The organism is Thermosynechococcus sp. PKX82 (assembly GCF_031583255.1).
In the GTDB taxonomy this organism is placed as follows: domain Bacteria; phylum Cyanobacteriota; class Cyanobacteriia; order Thermosynechococcales; family Thermosynechococcaceae; genus Thermosynechococcus.
In genome coordinates, this window is record NZ_CP134169.1 from 530,669 (window position 1) to 549,679 (window position 19,011).

The 19,011-nt window shown below is 54.6% G+C and carries 14 protein-coding genes; 12 read left to right on the top strand and 2 right to left on the bottom strand.

What is annotated here, in order from left to right:
* Positions 1-7: 7 nt before the first annotated feature.
* Both RHH53_RS02510 and RHH53_RS02515 read left to right on the top strand, forming a co-directional pair.
* Positions 8-1,144 carry an anhydro-N-acetylmuramic acid kinase gene (locus tag RHH53_RS02510; RefSeq protein ID WP_310744044.1) on the top strand — a complete coding sequence of 379 codons (1,137 nt, stop codon included), beginning with the start codon at positions 8-10 and terminating at the stop codon, positions 1,142-1,144.
* Entirely contained in the window at positions 1,141-2,646 is a 1,506-nt protein-coding gene (locus RHH53_RS02515) for an NAD(P)H-hydrate dehydratase (RefSeq protein ID WP_310744045.1), read from the top strand. The genes RHH53_RS02510 and RHH53_RS02515 overlap by 4 nt, the downstream gene beginning before the upstream one ends.
* Here RHH53_RS02515 and gatB read toward each other — a convergent pair.
* Together gatB and RHH53_RS02525 are read right to left on the bottom strand one after the other, a co-directional pair.
* Positions 2,629-4,131 carry an Asp-tRNA(Asn)/Glu-tRNA(Gln) amidotransferase subunit GatB gene (gatB, locus tag RHH53_RS02520; protein WP_310438000.1) on the bottom strand — a complete coding sequence of 501 codons (1,503 nt, stop codon included), beginning with the start codon at positions 4,129-4,131 and terminating at the stop codon, positions 2,629-2,631. The genes RHH53_RS02515 and gatB overlap by 18 nt on opposite strands.
* Positions 4,132-4,404: 273 nt before the next feature.
* Positions 4,405-5,553, bottom strand: a complete 1,149-nt coding sequence (locus RHH53_RS02525; RefSeq protein ID WP_302678757.1) for a citrate synthase — start codon at positions 5,551-5,553, stop codon at positions 4,405-4,407.
* 199 nt (positions 5,554-5,752) lie between these two features.
* On the opposite strand from RHH53_RS02525, the gene bchB reads away from it, so the two are divergent.
* The 10 genes from bchB to RHH53_RS02575 all read left to right on the top strand — a co-directional run bounded on the left by bchB (position 5,753) and on the right by RHH53_RS02575 (position 19,011).
* Complete coding sequence (gene bchB, locus RHH53_RS02530; RefSeq protein WP_310744254.1) at positions 5,753-7,279, top strand: ferredoxin:protochlorophyllide reductase (ATP-dependent) subunit B; 1,527 nt, start codon at positions 5,753-5,755, stop codon at positions 7,277-7,279.
* Positions 7,280-7,351: 72 nt separating this feature from the next.
* Complete coding sequence (locus RHH53_RS02535; protein WP_302678758.1) at positions 7,352-7,735, top strand: hypothetical protein; 384 nt, start codon at positions 7,352-7,354, stop codon at positions 7,733-7,735.
* 51 nt (positions 7,736-7,786) lie between these two features.
* Positions 7,787-9,076: an adenosylhomocysteinase gene (gene ahcY / locus RHH53_RS02540; RefSeq protein ID WP_302677248.1), complete on the top strand. Its 1,290-nt coding sequence runs from the start codon at positions 7,787-7,789 to the stop codon at positions 9,074-9,076.
* 354 nt (positions 9,077-9,430) lie between these two features.
* The gene (locus RHH53_RS02545) at positions 9,431-10,993 is read left to right on the top strand and encodes a ferredoxin--nitrite reductase (protein ID WP_310744046.1); all 1,563 of its coding nucleotides are present in this window, start codon (positions 9,431-9,433) and stop codon (positions 10,991-10,993) included.
* A gap of 22 nt (positions 10,994-11,015) precedes the next feature.
* Positions 11,016-12,335 (top strand): CmpA/NrtA family ABC transporter substrate-binding protein, encoded by a 1,320-nt coding sequence (locus RHH53_RS02550; RefSeq protein WP_310743328.1) that lies wholly within the window; start codon positions 11,016-11,018, stop codon positions 12,333-12,335.
* Between the two features lie 12 nt (positions 12,336-12,347).
* Positions 12,348-13,193, top strand: a complete 846-nt coding sequence (gene ntrB, locus RHH53_RS02555) for a nitrate ABC transporter permease (RefSeq protein WP_310744761.1) — start codon at positions 12,348-12,350, stop codon at positions 13,191-13,193.
* Positions 13,194-13,258: 65 nt separating this feature from the next.
* Positions 13,259-15,253 carry a nitrate ABC transporter ATP-binding protein gene (locus RHH53_RS02560; protein WP_310744047.1) on the top strand — a complete coding sequence of 665 codons (1,995 nt, stop codon included), beginning with the start codon at positions 13,259-13,261 and terminating at the stop codon, positions 15,251-15,253.
* Between the two features lie 19 nt (positions 15,254-15,272).
* A complete protein-coding gene (locus RHH53_RS02565) occupies positions 15,273-16,088 on the top strand; it encodes a nitrate ABC transporter ATP-binding protein (RefSeq protein ID WP_310744048.1) in 816 nt (271 codons plus the stop codon).
* Positions 16,089-16,095: 7 nt separating this feature from the next.
* A complete protein-coding gene (locus RHH53_RS02570) occupies positions 16,096-18,519 on the top strand; it encodes a nitrate reductase (protein ID WP_310744049.1) in 2,424 nt (807 codons plus the stop codon).
* 36 nt (positions 18,520-18,555) lie between these two features.
* Positions 18,556-19,011 carry a nitrate reductase associated protein gene (locus RHH53_RS02575; protein WP_206200933.1) on the top strand — a complete coding sequence of 152 codons (456 nt, stop codon included), beginning with the start codon at positions 18,556-18,558 and terminating at the stop codon, positions 19,009-19,011.

A 19,011-nucleotide genomic window follows, 5' to 3' on the forward strand; every position in this document is an offset into this window, starting at 1 on the left:
GGTGAAGATGCGCGTTATTGGCCTCATGAGCGGTACCTCGGTGGATGGCATTGATGCGGTTTTAGTGGAGCTACAGGGGGGCGATCGCGACCTTGAGGTACAGGTGCTGAATTTTTGTACGGTGCCCTATCCCACAGCCCTACGGCAGCAGATTCTCGACATTTGTGGCGCAAAACCTTTGACCCTTGCAGCGTTGGCGGAGTTGGATGAGGCGATCGCCGAGGCCTTTGCTTTGGCAGCACAAACGGTTCAACAGGGATATCCCCGCGCAGATCTCATTGGCTCCCATGGCCAAACGGTCTTTCATCGCCCCCCCACGGGCGATCGCCTCGGCTACAGCCTACAACTGGGACGGGGAGATTGGATTGCTTGGCGCACGGGGATTACCACCATTGCTAACTTTCGTGCTCAAGATATTGCCCTAGGCGGCCAAGGAGCGCCCCTTGTGCCTCGGATCGATTGGTGTCTTCTCAGTCATCCCACGGAAGTCCGCTGTGTGCAAAACATCGGTGGCATCGGCAATGTTACCTACTTGCCGCCTCAACGAGAGGATCCTGAGGGCAAAGGGGTCATGGGTTGGGATACAGGTCCCGGCAATGTGCTGCTTGATCTGGCCGTAACGGAGTTATCGGGGGGTGAATTCACCTACGATGCCGATGGGGCATGGGCGCGGCAGGGCAAAATTATCGATCCCCTAGTAGAGCACTGGCTGCAAGACCCCTTCTTTCAGCAGCTGCCGCCAAAGTCCACAGGGCGAGAATACTTTGGTCTGCCCTTTTGGCAGCGATGCCGCACTGAGGCTGCTGGTCTGGCGCCTGCGGATCTGCTGGCCACACTGACGGAATTTACGGCTCGCAGTATGGTTGAGAGCTATCGCCAATTTTTGCCCCAAAAACTGCAGCGGCTCTTCCTCTGTGGCGGCGGTGCCCACAATCGTTTTCTCAGGGAGCGCCTTCAGGTGCATTTAGGAGACATTCCCGTGGAAACCACTGCGACGGCGGGCGTACCGGTGGATGCCAAAGAGGCGATCGCCTTCGCTATTCTCGCCTACTGGCATGAGTTGGGCTTGCCGGGGAATTTGCCCCAAGTCACAGGTGCGCGCCAAGCGGTTCCCTTGGGTCAGTGTTGGCTGGGACAGTCATGAAAACACCCTTTCCAGCCATTGTCACCACGGCTGAAATGCAGGCAATCGAAGGGGCGATGTTCAATGCCGGCTTTCCAGTGGCTGCCCTGATGGAAAAGGTGGGACAACGCCTCAGCGACTTTCTCCAGCGTCAGTTTCCACCGTATTCCCGTGTTGGGGTTTTGGCCGGTCCGGGGCACAATGGCGGCGATGCTCTGGTGGTGGCGCGGGAACTATGGCACCGCGGCTATGGGGTGAAGGTCTGGCAGCCCTTTGAACGTTTGAAACCCCTGACGGCAGATCATGCCCGCTATGCCCGCTTTCTCGGTCTGCCCTTTGTCGAGACAGTGGACAGCTTGCAAGAGGTTGACCTGATCGTGGATGGTCTTTTTGGCTTTGGCCTAGAGCGGGAACTGACGGGTGAACTTGCCGCTGCCATTGACCAAATCAACACGTGGCGGCAACCACGGGTGAGTATTGATGTCCCCTCGGGGCTCCACAGTGATACCGGGGCAGTTTTGGGTACGGCAATTCAGGCCGATCGCACCCTCTGTTTAGGACTCTGGAAGCGGGGGCTACTGGTAGAGGAAGCACAGCCTTGGGTGGGGCAGGGGGTGTTAATTCCCTTTGATATTCCCTCGACGCTGATTGAAGCGGTGTTGGCGACTGCGCCTCGGCGATATTGCTTAGATGCTTCCTGTTGGCAAGAATTGCCCCTGTCGCGATCGCCCATTACCCACAAGTATCAGCAGGGACAACTGTTACTCATTGGCGGCTCTGCCCAGTTTGGCGGCAGTATTCTCCTCAGTGCCCTTGCTGCACGCTGTACGGGTGTGGGAATGCTGGTGGTGGCGGTGCCCCAGTCCCTGAAGTCCCTTGTGCTCTCACGAGTCCCCGATGCCATTGTTGTTGGCTGTCCAGAAACAGCGAGGGGGGCGATCGCTGGCTTGCCGGAACCACTAGACTTGAGCAAGTTCTCAGCCATTGCCTGTGGGCCGGGGCTAACCCCTGAGGCGGTGCCCGTTGTGGAAACCGTTCTCGATGCCGGGCAACCCCTTGTCTTGGATGCCGATGCTCTGAATATCCTAGCGACGCTCTCGCCATGGCCGCTGCCAAGTCCGACCATTTTGACCCCCCACTATGGCGAATTTCGGCGGCTCTTTCCAGACCTTGTCACCGGCGATCGCCTTGATCAAGTGACCGCCGCCGCGAGCCGCAGTAATGCCATTGTTCTTCTCAAGGGCGCACGCACAGCCATTGCCTCTCCGAAGGGTGAGCTTTGGATCAACCCCCACAGTACCCCTGCCCTTGCCCGAGGGGGTAGTGGGGATGTTCTCACTGGCCTCATTGGTGGCCTTTTGGCGCAGCAGGAAGCCCTCAGCGCCACCTATGGTGGGGTTTGGTGGCATGCCCAAGCCGGCCTTCAGGCAGAACGAGAGGCCACTGCTCTAGGGGTCTATCCTGAACAACTGATTGCCCACCTGTTACCGACGCTGCACGCTGCTCTAACTGCTGGCGTTTAGCTTTTTGGCCAAGAGTTGATTGGTCAGCTTGGGATCAGCGCGCCCGCTGGTTTTCTTCATGATTTGGCCAACAAAGAAGCCCTGAAGTTTCGTTTTGCCCGCGCGGTATTGTTCCAGTTCATTGGGGTGCACTGCTAGCACTTCATCAATCATTGCCTCTAGGGTAGCCACATCGGAAATTTGGCTGAGGCCTTTTTTCTCGACAAGGGCTTTCGGGGAGCCACCTTGAGCCAGTAATTCCGGCAGCAGATCCTTGGCCATTTTGCTACTGATAGTGCCCGCCTCAATGAGTTGGATCAATTCCGCCAATTCAGCAGGTTTCAGAGGTAGTGCCTCGATCGCCAGTTTTTGTTCCTTGAGATAGGCGGTAATATCGCCCATGATCCAGTTGGCCGCTAATTTCGGGGGTGCCCCGGCGGCAACGGTGGCTTCAAAGTATTCGGCAACGGCTCGCTCATCGGTGAGGACACGGGCATCTTGGGGGGGCAGGCCCCACTCGGTCTCGTAGCGGTGCCGCTTTTGCGCTGGCAGTTCAGGCAAATCCGCACGCCAAGTGGCCAGTTGCTCCGCACTGACTTCAATGGGGCCGAGATCGGGTTCAGGAAAGTAGCGGTAGTCACTGGAGCCTTCCTTGACCCGCATGGTGCGTGTTTGCTGCGTGGCCTCATCCCAGAGGCGGGTTTCTTGAACGATGGCTTCGCCCGCTTTCACAGCAGCGACTTGCCGCTCAATTTCATAGTCAATGGCGCGTTGGATGGCACTAAAGGAGTTCATGTTCTTAATCTCGACCTTGGTGCCAAAGGTGTTGCTGCCCACGGGGCGCACGGAGATATTCACGTCGCAGCGCAGCGACCCCTCCTGCATATTGCCATCGCAAACCCCCAAGTAACGGAGAATACGCCGCAGTTCTTGGGCATACTCGGCAGCTTCTTGACCCGTGCGCAGATCTGGCTCAGAGACAATTTCCACAAGGGGCACCCCTGCCCGATTCAAGTCCACTAGGGAGTAGGTGGAGCCAGACAGGCGATCGCTCCCCGCGTGAACCAGTTTGCCGGCATCTTCCTCCATGTGCAGGCGAGTAATGCCAATTTTTTTACGGTGGGCGGTGCCGTTGTCATCCACCAGTTCAATCTCAAGGTAGCCATGCTGGGCAATGGGCAGGTCGTACTGCGAGATTTGATAGTTTTTCGGCAAGTCGGGATAAAAATACTGCTTGCGATCGAATTTGCTGTAGGGGGCAATCTGACAATTGAGGGCTAAGCCCGCCTTCACGGCATACTCGAGCACCTTTTCATTCAAGACAGGGAGTGTCCCCGGCAAACCCAAACACACTGGGTCAATGTTGGTATTCGGGGGTGCCCCAAACTGGGTCGAGCTAGACGAGAAAATTTTGGTTTGGGTACTCAGTTGGCAGTGAATCTCTAGGCCAATCACCGCCTCGTAGGTGAGACTGGCGGGATCCACAGGGGTGGGTTCAGGCGCAATGGTTGCTGCCTGCTGCGTCGAGGTTGGTGGGGTGGATTTCGCCGTTTTTGATGTTTTTGAGGTTTTCGATGCTTGCCGTTTGCTTGATTTTGCCTTTGCCATCAGAAACTCCACAAGGGTACCGCCACTATAAAGCAGCTTACAGCCCTTTTCCCAAGGATGGAACACGCTCAAGGCTGTGAAAGCAAGTACAGGAGAGTATTTGATTGCCCTAGGTCTATATGCATTTTCAGAAAAGGACTGTCTTCAGGGGGGGGAATTGAGGATCAAGAGCTAGGGGCGATGATTGCGCTCCTCCATGGGCACATAGGGCTGATTGTGGGCACCCGTATAGACTTGGGTGGGGCGATAGATGCGATTGGCCTCCAGTTGTTCTTTCCAGTGGGCTAGCCAACCGGCCACGCGGGCGATCGCAAACACAGGCGTAAACAGATCACTGGGAATGCCCAACCGCCGATAGACAAGCCCCGAGTAAAAGTCCACATTGGGATAAATCCCCTTGTAACTGAGGTATTCACCCACCACTTCTTCCAGTTTCAGGGCAATGTCGTAGTAGCGATCGCCACCAAACTTATCAAACAACTGCTCCGCCAGCTTCTGCAAAATCGTGGCACGGGGATCCTTGACCTTATACACGCGGTGGCCAAAGCCGGCAATTTTGATCTTATTCTGAACGCACTTTTCCACATAGGGACGCACATTCTCGACACTGCCGATTTCCTCGAGCATATTGATCACCTCTTCATTGGCGCCCCCGTGGAGCGGCCCTGCCAGTGTACCCACCGCTGAAGCAACCACAGCGTAAGGATCTGTCAATGTCGAGGCCGTCACCCGCGCCGAGAAGGTAGAGGCATTCATCGTGTGCTCGGCATGGAGAATCAAGCAAATATCAAATACCCGTGCCGCAAAGGGATCGGGACGCCGCTCATTGAGCATGTAGAGAAAGTTGGCCGCATAGTCCAGCTCATCACAGGGCATGACCGGATCATTCCCCTTGCGAATCAGTTGAAACGCCGCCACCATTGTTGGAATTTTGGCCAAGAGGCGGATGACTGCTGCCCGAATGTACTCCGGATCGTCGAGGGCCCGCCGCGAATAGAACAATCCCAAGGCGCCCGCCGAGGCCTGTAGGGCATCCATGGGGTGGCCACTTTCTGGGAAACATTTCATCATGTCGCGAATGCGATATTTGACCCGACGGTGGTAGGTAATATCGTGCTCAAAAGCGGCCAGTTCTTCCTTAGTGGGCCAGTAGCCCCAAATCAACAAAAAGGCGGTTTCCAAAAATGTGCTTTTTTCCGCCAGTTCCTGAATTGGGACACCGCGATACTCCAGAATACCGGCTTGGCCATCCACATAGCTAATGGCCGACTGGGCAATGGGAATCCCTTCAAGACCAGGGCTAAATTCGCAAGCAACCATGCGTGGGTGTCCTTAAAAGGGGGCAAACTGAATCGCAATTGCAACATCTATCAATTTTAGGGGAGAGGGGAAAGATGTTGAGATGTTAAGCTGCATTCCCGCTTCCTTGAAGTTTTCCAACGTTTTGTCGGGCGAGGGAAAGAGCCTCGCTACGATCGCGATCGGACATCAAAATGCCTTTGCCCAAGGAGTTGACGCGATGAAACTTGCCTACTGGATGTATGCAGGGCCGGCCCACATTGGTACTCTGCGCATTGCCAGTTCCTTCAAAAATGTTCATGGCATTATGCACGCGCCCCTTGGAGATGACTACTTCAACGTCATGCGATCGATGCTCGAGCGAGAGCGCGACTTTACGCCTGTCACCGCCAGTATTGTCGATCGCCATGTCTTGGCACGCGGCTCCCAAGAAAAAGTGGTGGACAATATCACCCGCAAAGACACTGAAGAGCACCCTGATTTAATTGTGCTCACCCCCACCTGCACCTCTAGCATTCTTCAGGAAGACTTACAAAACTTTGTCCAACGCGCCAGCCTCAGCACCACTGCCGATGTCCTCTTGGCGGATGTCAATCACTATCGCGTCAATGAATTGCAAGCCGCCGATCGCACCCTTGAGCAAATCGTGCAGTTTTATATTGACAAAGCCCGCCGCCAAGGCACCTTAGTGACCAACAAAACCCCCACCCCTAGCGTCAACATTATTGGCATCACCACCCTCGGCTTCCACAATCAGCATGACTGCCGCGAGCTGAAACAACTCATGGCCAACCTTGGGATTGAGGTGAATCTGGTGATTCCTGCGGCGGCCAGCGTCCACGACCTTGCCCGACTGCCCCAAGCATGGTTTAACCTTGTCCCCTATCGGGAAATTGGCGGCCTCACCGCCCAGTACCTAGAAACGGAATTTGGCCAGCCAAGCGTGAGGATGACGCCGATGGGTGTGGTGGAAACCGCCCGCTGTATCCGTGCCATTCAAGCGGTGCTCAATGCTCAGGGGGCCAATGTGGACTACGAAGCCTTTATTGAACAGCAAACACGGGAGGTGTCCCAAGCCGCTTGGTTTTCTCGCTCCATTGACTGCCAAAACCTGACCGGCAAAAAAGCAGTGGTCTTTGGGGACAATACCCATGCAGCAGCGATGACCAAAATTCTCAGTCGGGAAATGGGCATCCACGTTGTTTGGGCAGGTACCTATTGTAAATACGATGCCGATTGGTTCCGCGCAGAGGTGGCGGGCTTTTGTGACGAAGTACTCATTACCGATGACCACACCGTGGTGGGGGACGCGATCGCCCGCGTTGAACCCGCGGCCATCTTTGGCACCCAAATGGAACGCCATGTGGGCAAACGCCTCAACATTCCCTGTGGCGTCATTGCCGCTCCCATCCACATCCAAGACTTTCCCGTCGGCTATCGCCCCTTCTTGGGCTATGAGGGCACGAATCAACTGGTGGATTTAATCTACAACTCCTTTACCTTGGGCATGGAAGACCACCTGCTAGAGATTTTTGGTGGCCATGACACCAAGGAAGTGATTCACAAGGGGCTTTCCGCCGACTCGGATTTGACATGGACCGCGGATGGGCTAGCGGAATTAAACAAGATTCCCGGCTTTGTGCGCGGCAAGGTGAAGCGCAACACCGAAAAATTTGCCCGCGAACAGGGGATTAGCGAGATCACCGTAGAAGTGCTCTACGCTGCCAAAGAAGCCGTGGGGGCTTAAGTTTCACCTCTGGAACCTGTATGAACCTGACCCTTGCAGCGTATAGCGATTGGCATTTAACAAGCAATTGCTATGGTATTGCTGAAACGTTTCATTGCCCTTGGTTTACTGGCAGCAGGGGTTGGCTTTGCACCAAGTGCCCTTGCGCAGCGGGTGCCGCGTTTACGCCAAGGCATGAGCTATGCGGATGCCCGCCAACGCCTCCTTGATCGGGGTTGGCAACCCGTGGTTAATCCAGCAATGGTGAATCCGACAACAACGACCCCGATTGTGGCCTATCTCGTCGGTCAAGGCTATAGCGAACTGATGGGTTGTCAACTAATAGGGGGGGTGGATCTCTGCACCTTTCAGTTTCGCAATCGCAAGGGGCATCTTTTGGAAATTGGCACCGTGAATTTGCTCATTTTCCCCGGCGGCACGGTGACCAGTTGGGTATTGCGGAAGAATTCCCCCTAGGCGATTCTTGCGTATAATGGGGAGCCGTAACCTTTTTTAAGGAACCGCAGTATGGTGTCTTCTCCGATTAAATCTGAAGCCCCTGTTCGTCACGATGTCAAAGACTTGAGCCTTGCACCCTTAGGGCAGCAGCGCATTGAGTGGGCCAGTCGGGAGATGCCGGTACTGCGGCAGATTCGCGATCGCTTTGAGAAAGAAAAGCCCCTTGCCGGTATTCGCTTGGCCGCCTGTTGCCATGTGACCACAGAAACCGCCAATCTAGCGATCGCCCTCAAAGCCGGCGGTGCTGACGCGGTTCTTATTGCCAGTAATCCCCTCTCCACCCAAGACGATGTCGCCGCTAGCCTAGTGGTGAACTACGGCATCCCGGTCTTTGCCCAAAAAGGGGAAGACACCGCCACCTATATGCGCCACGTCAATATTGCCCTTGATCACCGTCCCAACATCATCATTGATGACGGCTGTGATGTGGTTGCCACCCTCGTCAAAGAGCGCCAGCACCAACTCAGTGACATTATTGGCACCACCGAAGAAACCACCACTGGCATTGTCCGCCTCAAGGCCATGTTCCGCGATGGCGTCCTCACCTTCCCCGCCATTAATGTCAACGATGCCGACACCAAACACTTCTTTGACAACCGCTACGGTACCGGTCAATCCACCCTTGATGGCATCATTCGGGCAACGAACATTCTGCTTGCCGGTAAAACCGTTGTCGTGGCTGGCTATGGCTGGTGCGGTAAAGGGACAGCGCTGCGGGCACGGGGCATGGGTGCCAATGTGATTGTGACGGAAATTGATCCCGTGCGTGCCATTGAAGCAGTCATGGATGGCTTCCGGGTCATGCCCATGCTTGAGGCGGCGCCCCTTGGGGATATTTTCATTACCGTGACAGGGAATAAGCATGTGATTCGCGCCGAGCACTTTGCCGTCATGAAAGATGGGGCAATGGTAGCCAACTCCGGTCACTTTGACATTGAAATTGACCTTGCCACCCTAAAAACCCTTGCCAAGGAAGTCCGGGTTGTGCGCAACTTCACCGAAGAATACATTCTCCCCAGCGGTAAATCCATCATTGTTTTGGGTGAAGGCCGCCTGATTAACCTTGCGGCTGCCGAAGGCCACCCGGCGAGCGTTATGGATATGAGCTTTGCCAACCAAGCCCTTGGCTGTGAATATCTCGTCAAAAATAAAGGTCAGTTGGCAGCCGGCATTCACCCCATTCCCACCGCCGTGGATCAAGAAATTGCCCGTTTGAAACTCCAAGCCATGGGCATTGCCATTGACACCCTCACTCCCGAACAGGTGGAGTACATGAACTCTTGGACCTCTGGCACTTAGACCCCCCAGCCACCTGCAAAATCATTAGAACGTTGCGTGCTGCATCCTAGCTAGGGCTAACCTCAGGGTGCAGCTTTTTATTTATCGCTTAATTTATTGTCATCAACAGCCTTTTTCTAAAATAGTGGCTACCGCTACCGGCTGTCATCTTGTTATAGAGCAATTTGGGCTGTTTTAGTTGTTTGGGCAGATTTAATCTCCCGCCCTGAAGTTAAGGTTAGATACAGTTTTGGCATATTTTTAATACGGAAACTGTATAGCGACAAAGAAAATGTAGCAAAATTTACAAATGTTCATGATTGACCTGCCTAAATTGGGTGTTCAAGTAACCCGTTGAAACCAAGGGCAACAACCGTGAGCAACAAAATTGAAGCCATTAAAAAAGAGAAAGATGTCTTAGCGGTTAAACAAGAGCTAGAGAAATTCGCAGCCATGGGCTGGGAAAACATTCCTGAAGCTGACCGCGATGTTCGCCTCAAGTGGCTTGGGATTTTCTTTCGCCCCGTTACCCCTGGCAGGTTCATGATGCGGCTGCGGGTACCCAATGGGATTCTCACCAGTCAACAACTGCGAACCCTTGGCGAAATTGTGGATCGCTATGGTGAGAACGGCAATGGTGACATCACCACCCGTCAAAACATTCAGATTCGGGGTCTGCCCATTGAGGATATTCCTGAAATCATAGAGCGGCTGCAAGCCTGTGGCCTGACCTCTGTGCAATCCGGCATGGACAATGTGCGCAACCTCACTGGATCGCCAGTGGCGGGCATTGATGCGGCCGAACTCATTGATACTCGCCCCTTGATTATGAAATTGCAGGCCATGATTACCAACAATGGTCAGGGGAATTTGGAATTCAGCAATCTACCCCGCAAATTCAACATTGCGATCGAGGGGGGGCGGGATAACTCTGTCCATGCGGAAATTAACGATGTTGCCTTTGTGCCTGCCTATCGGCAAGGGCGTTTGGGCTTCAATGTTTTAGTCGGTGGTTTCTTCTCTGCTCGGCGTTGCGCTGCCGCTATCCCCCTCAATGCTTGGGTGCCTCCCGATGATGCTGTGGTGCACCTCTCACGTGCCATCCTTGAAATTTTCCGTGACCATGGCCTACGGGGCAATCGCCAAAAAGCGCGGCTCATGTGGCTGATTGATGAATGGGGTATCGAGAAATTCCGGGCAGCAGTCGCCGCTAAACTCCCCTTTGAACTCCTCAGTGCCGCTCCCAAGGATGAAATTGACTGGGACAAGCGAGATCATCTGGGGGTGCATTGCCAAAAACAGCGGGAGTTGAACTATGTGGGACTGCATGTGCCCGTAGGGCGCCTCTATGCCACTGATTTTTACGAGTTGGCACGGCTAGCTCAAGTCTATGGTCAATCGGAAGTGCGGCTGACCGTGGAGCAAAATCTGATCATTCCCCATGTACCTAGCGCTGTTTTACCAAGCCTGCTGCGCGAACCCCTCCTCACTAAGTTTCGGCCGGAACCACCGCCTTTAGAACGTGCCCTCGTTTCCTGTACGGGTGCTCAGTTTTGCAACTTTGCCCTCATTGAAACCAAAAATCGTGCCCTTGCCCTCGTCCGCTGGCTGAATCAACAACTGGTGCTCTCTCAACCGGTGCGCATTCACTGGACCGGGTGTCCCAACTCCTGTGGTCAACCCCAAGTAGCCGATATTGGCCTAATGGGTACAAAAGCCCGTCGTAACGGCGAAACCGTGGATGCCGTGGATTTGTACATGGGTGGCAAGGTCGGTAAGGATGCCAAGCTGGGCACCTGTGTGAAAAAAGCGATTCCCTGTGATGAACTGCCGGAGGTACTGCGCCAACTGTTGATTGATCACTTTGGTGCTCAGCCCATCAGTTCACATACGCTGCAGGTTCCGATACACGCTGAATTAGCCTTGTCGATTGTTTAGGAATTAAAGGATTTGTAAACCAATGGTGACTTTCTCCCGGCGTCACTTTCTCGTGACCGCTGCGGCTACAACGGCCGTGACATTGATCTCCCACGGTTGTGGTAATAGCCAGCAAACTAGTGATGTTGCCCAACCCACCACCCTAGCGGAAACTCCAGAAGTGATGGGAGCGAAACTGGGCTTTATTGCTCTGACGGACGCGGCTCCCCTGATTATTGCCAAGGAAAAGGGCTTGTTTGCCAAGTATGGGATGCCCGATGTGGAGGTGATTAAGCAGGCTTCTTGGGGCGTGACCCGCGACAACTTGGTCTTGGGTTCTGCCGGGGGTGGCATTGATGGTGCCCACATTCTCACACCAATGCCCTACCTGATGACCGTGGGAACCATTACCGGTGGCAAACCTGTACCCATGTATATCTTGGCGCGGTTAAACACAAATGGTCAGGGAATTGTCTTGGCTAATGCTTACAAGGATCTCAATATCAGGACTGACAGTAGCCCCCTGAAGGAGGCCTTTGCTAAAACCCGTGCTGAACGGCGTGCCCAGAATCAGCAAGAGCAGATCAAAGTGGCAGTGACATTTCCAGGGGGCACCCATGATCTGTGGATGCGCTACTGGCTGGCTGCCGGCGGCATTGATCCTGAGAAGGACGTTTCTGTGATCGTTGTGCCTCCTCCGCAAATGGTGGCCAATGTGAAAACTGGAACCATGGAAGCTTTCTGTGTGGGTGAGCCATGGCCACAACAAGCGGTGAATCAAAAGGTGGGGGTTGATGCTATTACCACGGGTGAATTTTGGCAGGATCATCCTGAGAAATCGCTGACTTTGCGGGCGGATTGGGTTGATCAGCATCCGAAGGCCACTAAAGCTCTATTGATGGCTGTGATGGAAGCACAACAGTGGTGTGACCAACCTGAAAATAAACCAGAAATGGTCAAGATAATTGCCCAGCGGCAATGGTTGAAGGTACCCGAGAAGAATATTTTGGATCGCTCCCTCGGTAAGTTTGACTTTGGCAATGGCCGTACCTTTGACAACCCCGATCTAGCGATGAAGTTCTGGCGAGACAATGCCTCTTATCCCTACCAAAGTCATGATCTGTGGTTCCTGACGGAGGACATTCGCTGGGGGTATTTGCCGCCGAATATGGACACTAAAGCTCTCATCCAAAAAGTGAACCGTGAGGATCTGTGGCGCGAAGCCGCTCAAGCGATGGGGGTGCCGGCAGCGGAAATTCCCACCACCACCTCTCGGGGCGTGGAGACCTTTTTTGATGGTGTGGCCTTTGATCCCCAAAATCCTCAGGCCTACTTGAGTGGTTTGGATTTGAAAAAAGTTTAGAGGTAAAGAGCAATGGCAAGTTCTTCTATGGGTTTCACTCAATCTCGACGGCGGCGCTGGTTAAAGCATCTCAAGAAGTCAGCGATGTTCCGCAAAGTGGTACTGGGTAGTTTGGGGGCGCTGTGTTTCTTGGTCATTTGGCAGTTTGTCTGCATGGCGGGGCTACTTCGCCTGCCAACGCCCCTCACTGTTATTACTGAAACTTGGGGGTTGATAGTTGATCCCTTTTATCAAGGGAGTGGCACGGATGTGGGGTTGGGGTGGCAAATTCTCTCCAGTCTGCGGCGGGTGGCCGTTGGCTTTTCCTTGGCAGCAGTCATTGGGGTGGGGCTGGGGATGCTGATTGGCTCTAGTCGAGTGCTCTACGATGCAGTGGATCCCATTTTGCAGGTGTTGCGTCCGGTGCCCCCCCTTGCGTGGTTGCCCATTTCCTTGGCGGCTCTGCGGGACAATGAACCGGCAGCGATTTTTGTGATCTTCATTACCGCAATTTGGCCGATTATCATCAACACAATTGTTGGTGTGCAGCAAATTCCCAAGGACTACAAGAATGTGGCACGGGTGTTGCAGCTTTCCCGCAAGGATTATTTCCTGAATATTCTCGTACCAGCAACGGTGCCCTATGTGTTTACGGGGCTGCGCATTGGCATTGGGCTGTCTTGGTTGGCGATTGTGGCAGCGGAGATGCTCATTGGCGGTGTCGGCATTGGCTTCTTTATTTGGGATGCCTGGAACAGTTCTCTGATTAGTGAAATTATTGTTGCCGTGATCTATGTCGGCATTGTCGGCCTGGTTCTGGATCGCTCGGTAGCCTTTGTGGGTTGCCTGCTCAGCCACGGTGAAGAGGCGCATTCCTAGCTCCCTCACGTAACCCATCCTCCCCTCTTTTCCCCTTACTGTCGAACATTAGGTTGTTTAACCCTATGGCCAAGTCTTTACCGTTTATTGAAATTGACCATGTGGATCAGGTTTTTGATCTGCCCGGGGGCGATCGCTACATTGCTCTCAAGAATATCCACCTCGAAATCCAAAAAGGGGAGTTTATTTCCCTTGTCGGTCACTCTGGCTGCGGCAAGTCCACGCTCTTGAATATCATTGCTGGCTTTCAGCGGCCTAGCAGTGGTGGCGTGGTGATGGCAGGACGGCAAGTGACGGAACCGGGTCCCGATCGCATGGTGGTGTTCCAAAACTATTCGCTGTTGCCTTGGAAAACGGTGTACCAGAATGTGGCCTTGGCGGTGGCAGCGGTGCTGGGGCATTTGAGCAAGGCAGAGCAACGACAGCGGGTAGAGGCGGCGCTGGAACAGGTGCACCTCAGTAAAGCCCGCGAGAAGTTCCCTGCCCAACTGTCGGGGGGGATGAAGCAACGGGTGGCGATCGCCCGTGCCTTGGCGATTCAACCGGAGGTGCTCCTGCTGGATGAACCCTTTGGTGCCCTTGATGCTTTGACGCGAGGCTCTTTGCAGGATGAGTTGATGCAAGTGTGTCAAGGCAGTCAAACCACCTGCATTATGGTCACCCATGATGTGGATGAGGCACTACTGCTCTCTGATCGCGTGGTGCTGCTCACCAATGGCCCTGAAGCCCACATTGGCCAAATTCTCAAAATTCCCTTTGCCCGTCCCCGCAATCGCCATGACGTGCTCAACCATCCCAGCTACTATGGCCTGCGCAATGAGATGATTGCCTTTCTCAATCAGCAGAAACGCCGCTGCCCGCCTTTGGAGGTGCCCATGGTTGCACCAACAGTGCCGGCAGGTCTGACCCTTGGCTTTATGCCCCTGATAGACAGTGCCCCCCTCATTGTCGCCAAGGAAATGGGCTTCTTTGCTAAGTATGGTTTGGAGCCAGTCACGCTGCATCGCGCAGAAAGCTGGCAGGACTTGGTGATGGGGGTGATCGCGGGTCGCTTGACGGGCGCTCAACTGTTGGCGGCCATGCCCTTAGCCATGACCTTGGGGTTAAACGGTCAGCCTTCACAACCGCTGATGACCTCGTTGGTGCTGAGTCGCAATGGCAATGCCATCACCTTTAGTCGCCAGTTGTGGCAGCAGGGGGTGAAGACTGCTGAAGATCTGCGCGCCTATATTCAGCGCACGGGCGATCGCCCCCGGCTGGGAGTGGTTCATGCCGCATCAATGCACAACCTCCTGTTGCGGTACTGGCTGGCCGCCGCTGGCATTGACCCCGATTACGATGTCGAGTTGTTGGTGATTCCCCCCTGCCAAATGATCTATCACCTCAAGGCCGGCCATATCAGTGGCTTTTGTGTCGGTCAACCGTGGAATTCCCATGCAGTGCGCGAGGGTATTGGGGTGATTGTCGCTACGGATTTGGATATTTGGTCGGGGCACCCGGAAAAAGTTGTGGGTATGCGTTCCGATTGGGTGCAGGCCAACCCGCAGCTACACCAAGCGTTGGTCAAGGCATTGATCGAAGCCTGTGAGTACTGCGATACGATCAAACATCGCCCCGAAATTGCCCAACTGCTTTGTCGGCCAGAGTATGTGGGGTGTACTCCTGAGGATGCCTATGCCGGCTTTGTGGATCCCCTTGATTGGGGGGATGGCATTGTTGCTGCTTTTCAACCCCGGTTTCACCAGTTCTACGTGGATCGCTCTCCCTGTCCTGGGCGGTTGGAAGGGCTGTGGATCATGACCCAATTGGCTCGCTGGCAACTTACGCCCTTCCCAAAAAACTGGCTAGAAATTGTTGAGCAGGTGCGGCGGGTAGATCTCTTTGGGGCGGCAGCGCGGGAACTGAAGGTTGTAGATAATGAGCCAGATCGTTCTGCCTTTGCTCTTTTCGATGGACTGCCCTTTGACCCCGATAATCCCCTTGGCTACATTGAGGCGGCTGCGATTCGCCGTGGCCTTGATATTCGCACTGTTGATCCCCAAGAGGTTGTTGCTGTCTAGGTATTTTTGAGAGAAGTCTATGGAAACCCTCTATCGTCTTGACCCCCATTTAACGGCCACCCAGCATCTACGCATTGATGGGGTGAGCAAAGCCTACCCTACGGCTAATGGCGACCAGGTGGTACTTGAGGATATTCACCTTGAGGTGAGCAGCGGCGAATTTGTCTGTTTCATTGGCCATTCCGGCTGCGGCAAAACCACACTCTTGAATATGGTTGCGGGTTTTACAGCGCCAACACGAGGGGAAATTACTCTCAATGGCGTGCCCGTGCGCCGTCCGGGGCCGGATCGCATGATGGTGTTTCAAAACTACGCGCTGCTGCCTTGGCTGACGGCCTATCAAAATATTGAGCTAGCAGTGAAGTCTGTCTATCCCCAGAAAACTCGCCAACGCCGGCGCCAAATTGTCGAGGAGCACTTGGAACGAGTGGGGCTAACAGCGGCTGCCCACAAACGCCCTGCTCAACTGTCGGGGGGCATGAAACAACGGGTGGCGATCGCCCGCGCCCTCGCCATTCGCCCTGAAGTGTTGATTTTAGATGAACCCTTTGGTGCCCTCGATGCCATCACGAAGGAGGAGTTACAGGATGAACTCATAAAGATTTGGCGCAGCCACCGACTGACGGTACTGATGATTACCCACGACATTGATGAGGCGCTGTACCTCGCGGATCGGGTGGTGATGATGACCAATGGCCCTGCCGCCCGCATTGGCGATATTGTGAAGATGCCTTTTCCGCGGCCACGGCGGCGATCGCAACTCCTTGAGGATCCGCAGTACTACCATCTCCGCAACCAAGTGGTTGACTTTCTGTACACGCGGTTTGGGCACTAAGTAGCGTATGAGTACCCCACGGGTTGGCTCGTTAGCCGTTCAGTCCAGTCGTTACCTCTGCTACTACCGCAATACCAGCGAGAGCGTTCAGCAGATTTATTTGTCAAATCAGCCCACTTGGCAACGGGTAGTGTTTCCGAGGCAAGAGCTTTTTTTCCATGGCGATGCTACAGCGGATCTGATCATTTGCTCAGAGCAAGGGGTCAGGCGCTGTTCCTGTGAATTCCTGCGGTTTGAGGAAAAAGGGCGTGCTGTGCCTGAACCAAGTGAGCCAGTGTCCTCGCTGTGTCCCTACTGTGGGGTGGGCTGTGGCTTAGAAGCAGTCCCTCAAGGCAAGGGAGCCTATAAAATTCGGGGCGATCGCCAGCATCCCTCCTCCCAAGGCATGGTCTGTGTCAAGGGGGCAACTATTCTAGAAGCCCTTGATCGCGATCGCTTGGTTTACCCCCTGTGGCGGGAGCGTTTGGATCAGCCCTTTACGGTCATTTCGTGGGACGAGGCCATGACCCGCCTTGTGGAACGCATCCAATGGGTACGCTGTGAGCGGGGCGCCGATGCCATTTGTATGTACGGTTCCGGTCAATTTCAAACCGAGGACTACTATGTGGCGCAAAAGCTAATCAAGGGCTGTTTGGGTACGAACAACTTTGATGCCAACTCGCGGCTATGTATGTCCTCGGCAGTGTCGGCCTACATGGCTAGCTTCGGCGCTGATGGCCCCCCCTGCTGCTACGACGATTTGGAGGCTACCGATTGTGCGTTCCTTATGGGTACTAATACTGCCGAATGCCATCCCATTGTCTTTAATCGTCTGCGCAACCACCACAAGCGCGATCGCCGCGTCAAGTTGATTGTTGTGGATCCGCGGCGCACCCCGACAGCGGAAGTGGCGGATCTGCACCTTGCCATCCGACCCGGCACGGATATTGATCTGCTCCACGGCATTGGCCATTTGCTACTGCAATGGGGACAGATCGATGCTGAGTTTATAGAGGAGTGTACCCAAGGCTTTGCCCAGTATGTAAAGCTGCTGGCGGCCTACACCCCAGACTGGGTAGCGGAACGCTGTGGCATTGCTCAAAGTGATCTAGAACAGGCGGCTCGCTATTGGGGGCATGCCCAAGCGGTACTCTCCCTTTGGTCAATGGGCATTAACCAGTCTGCTGAAGGGACGGCCAAAGCTCGTTGTCTCATCAATCTCCACCTGTTGACGGGGCAAATTGGCCGCCCAGGGAGTGGTCCTTTTTCGCTGACGGGGCAACCCAACGCCATGGGGGGGCGCGAAGCCGGCGGCTTGAGCCATCTGTTGCCCGGCTATCGCCAAGTGACCAATCCACAGCATCGCCAAGAGGTAGAGGACTTTTGGGGACTGCCGCGAGGGCAAATAAGCGATCGCCCCGGTCGCACGGCATGGCAAATTGTCGAAGGTCTAGAACAGGGAGAAGTGGGTCTGCTGTGGATTGCGGCCACCAATCCTGCGGTTAGTTTTCCCCATTTAGAGCGTGCCAAGGCGGCCTTTCTCAAATCTCCTTTTACCGTCTATCAGGATGCCTACTTTCCCACTGAAACAGCAGCCTATGCCCATCTGATTTTGCCGGCGGCGCAATGGAGTGAGAAAACAGGTGTGATGACTAACTCTGAACGCCGCGTCACCCTTGCCCCCGCCTTTCGATCGCCCCCCGGTCTGGCTCGCCCTGATTGGGAAATTTTTGCTGAGGTGGGGCGCCGCTTGGGATATGGGCATCTCTTCCCATTTGCCGATGCCGCTGCCGTCTATGCCGAATTTGTCCAACTCACTGCCGGTCGCCCCTGCGATCAATCGGGTCTGAGCCACGAACGCCTTGCCCGTTTAGGCGCCTTGCAGTGGCCCTGTCCTGCCGGTATGGATGATGAAGAAGCCCGCAAACCCAAACGCCTCTATACTGACTGGCGATTTCACACACCCAATCAACGGGCATATTTTTGCCTTGCCCACAGTCAGGGCGTGGCGGAACCCACCGATCACATCTATAGCTTTACCCTGACAACGGGTCGTCTCTACGGCCACTGGCACACTCAAACCCGTACCGGTCGCATTGCCAAAATTCAAAAAATGCACCCCGATCCCTTTGTGGAAATGCACCCCGACGATGCCGCAAACTTACATCTCAAAGACGGGGATTGGGTAGAGGTGCGATCGCGTCGCGGTCAAGTGTGCCTGCCGGTCATCCTCACCAAGGCCATTCGTCCGGGCACTCTCTTTGTACCCATGCACTGGGGCTTTCTCTTTGCTGATAGCGGTGAGGCAAACCAACTGACCCATCCCATTGCCTGTCCGGTCTCAAAGCAGCCAGAACTCAAAGCCTGTGCGGTGCAGGTGCTGCCCCTGAAGTTGCGGCAGACGCCCCATACCCCCACCATGCAGGAAAGCGGCACTGCCCTCAAGCAATAATAGAATCTGATTCCCTGTGGAGGGTTATGGCTATTGATGTCCCACTTCTTTGCGTTTGAGGCCGAATTCACGGCTTCGTTACGCTGTATTCCAATGATTGTTCGCTATAAACTAGATTTATGTGGGGTCAAGCTGAAGCTGCTCCACTGGCATCAACTTTCCCAAGAACAGCGACAATGGCTTGTGGTGACTCCCTGCGACACCCCCGAAGCTCAGGCAGACTATCGTCAGCAACTGCGGGATTGGGTGACCCACACCCATGGAACCCCACCGAGTGATATAGAGATTCGCCAACCCTACCCTTGGGACATCACCACTGAACTGCCAGAGACAGTGCAGCAACAACTGACCAAGGTACCTCACCACAGCCTGACGGTGGAAAAATGGTCAGCCCTGACCCCCCTCCAACGCTTTGCCCTTGTGAAGCTCAGCCAGCCCGGCCACGAGAATCGCAATTTTTGGCCAGCATTGCAGGAATTTGGTCTGGCTTAG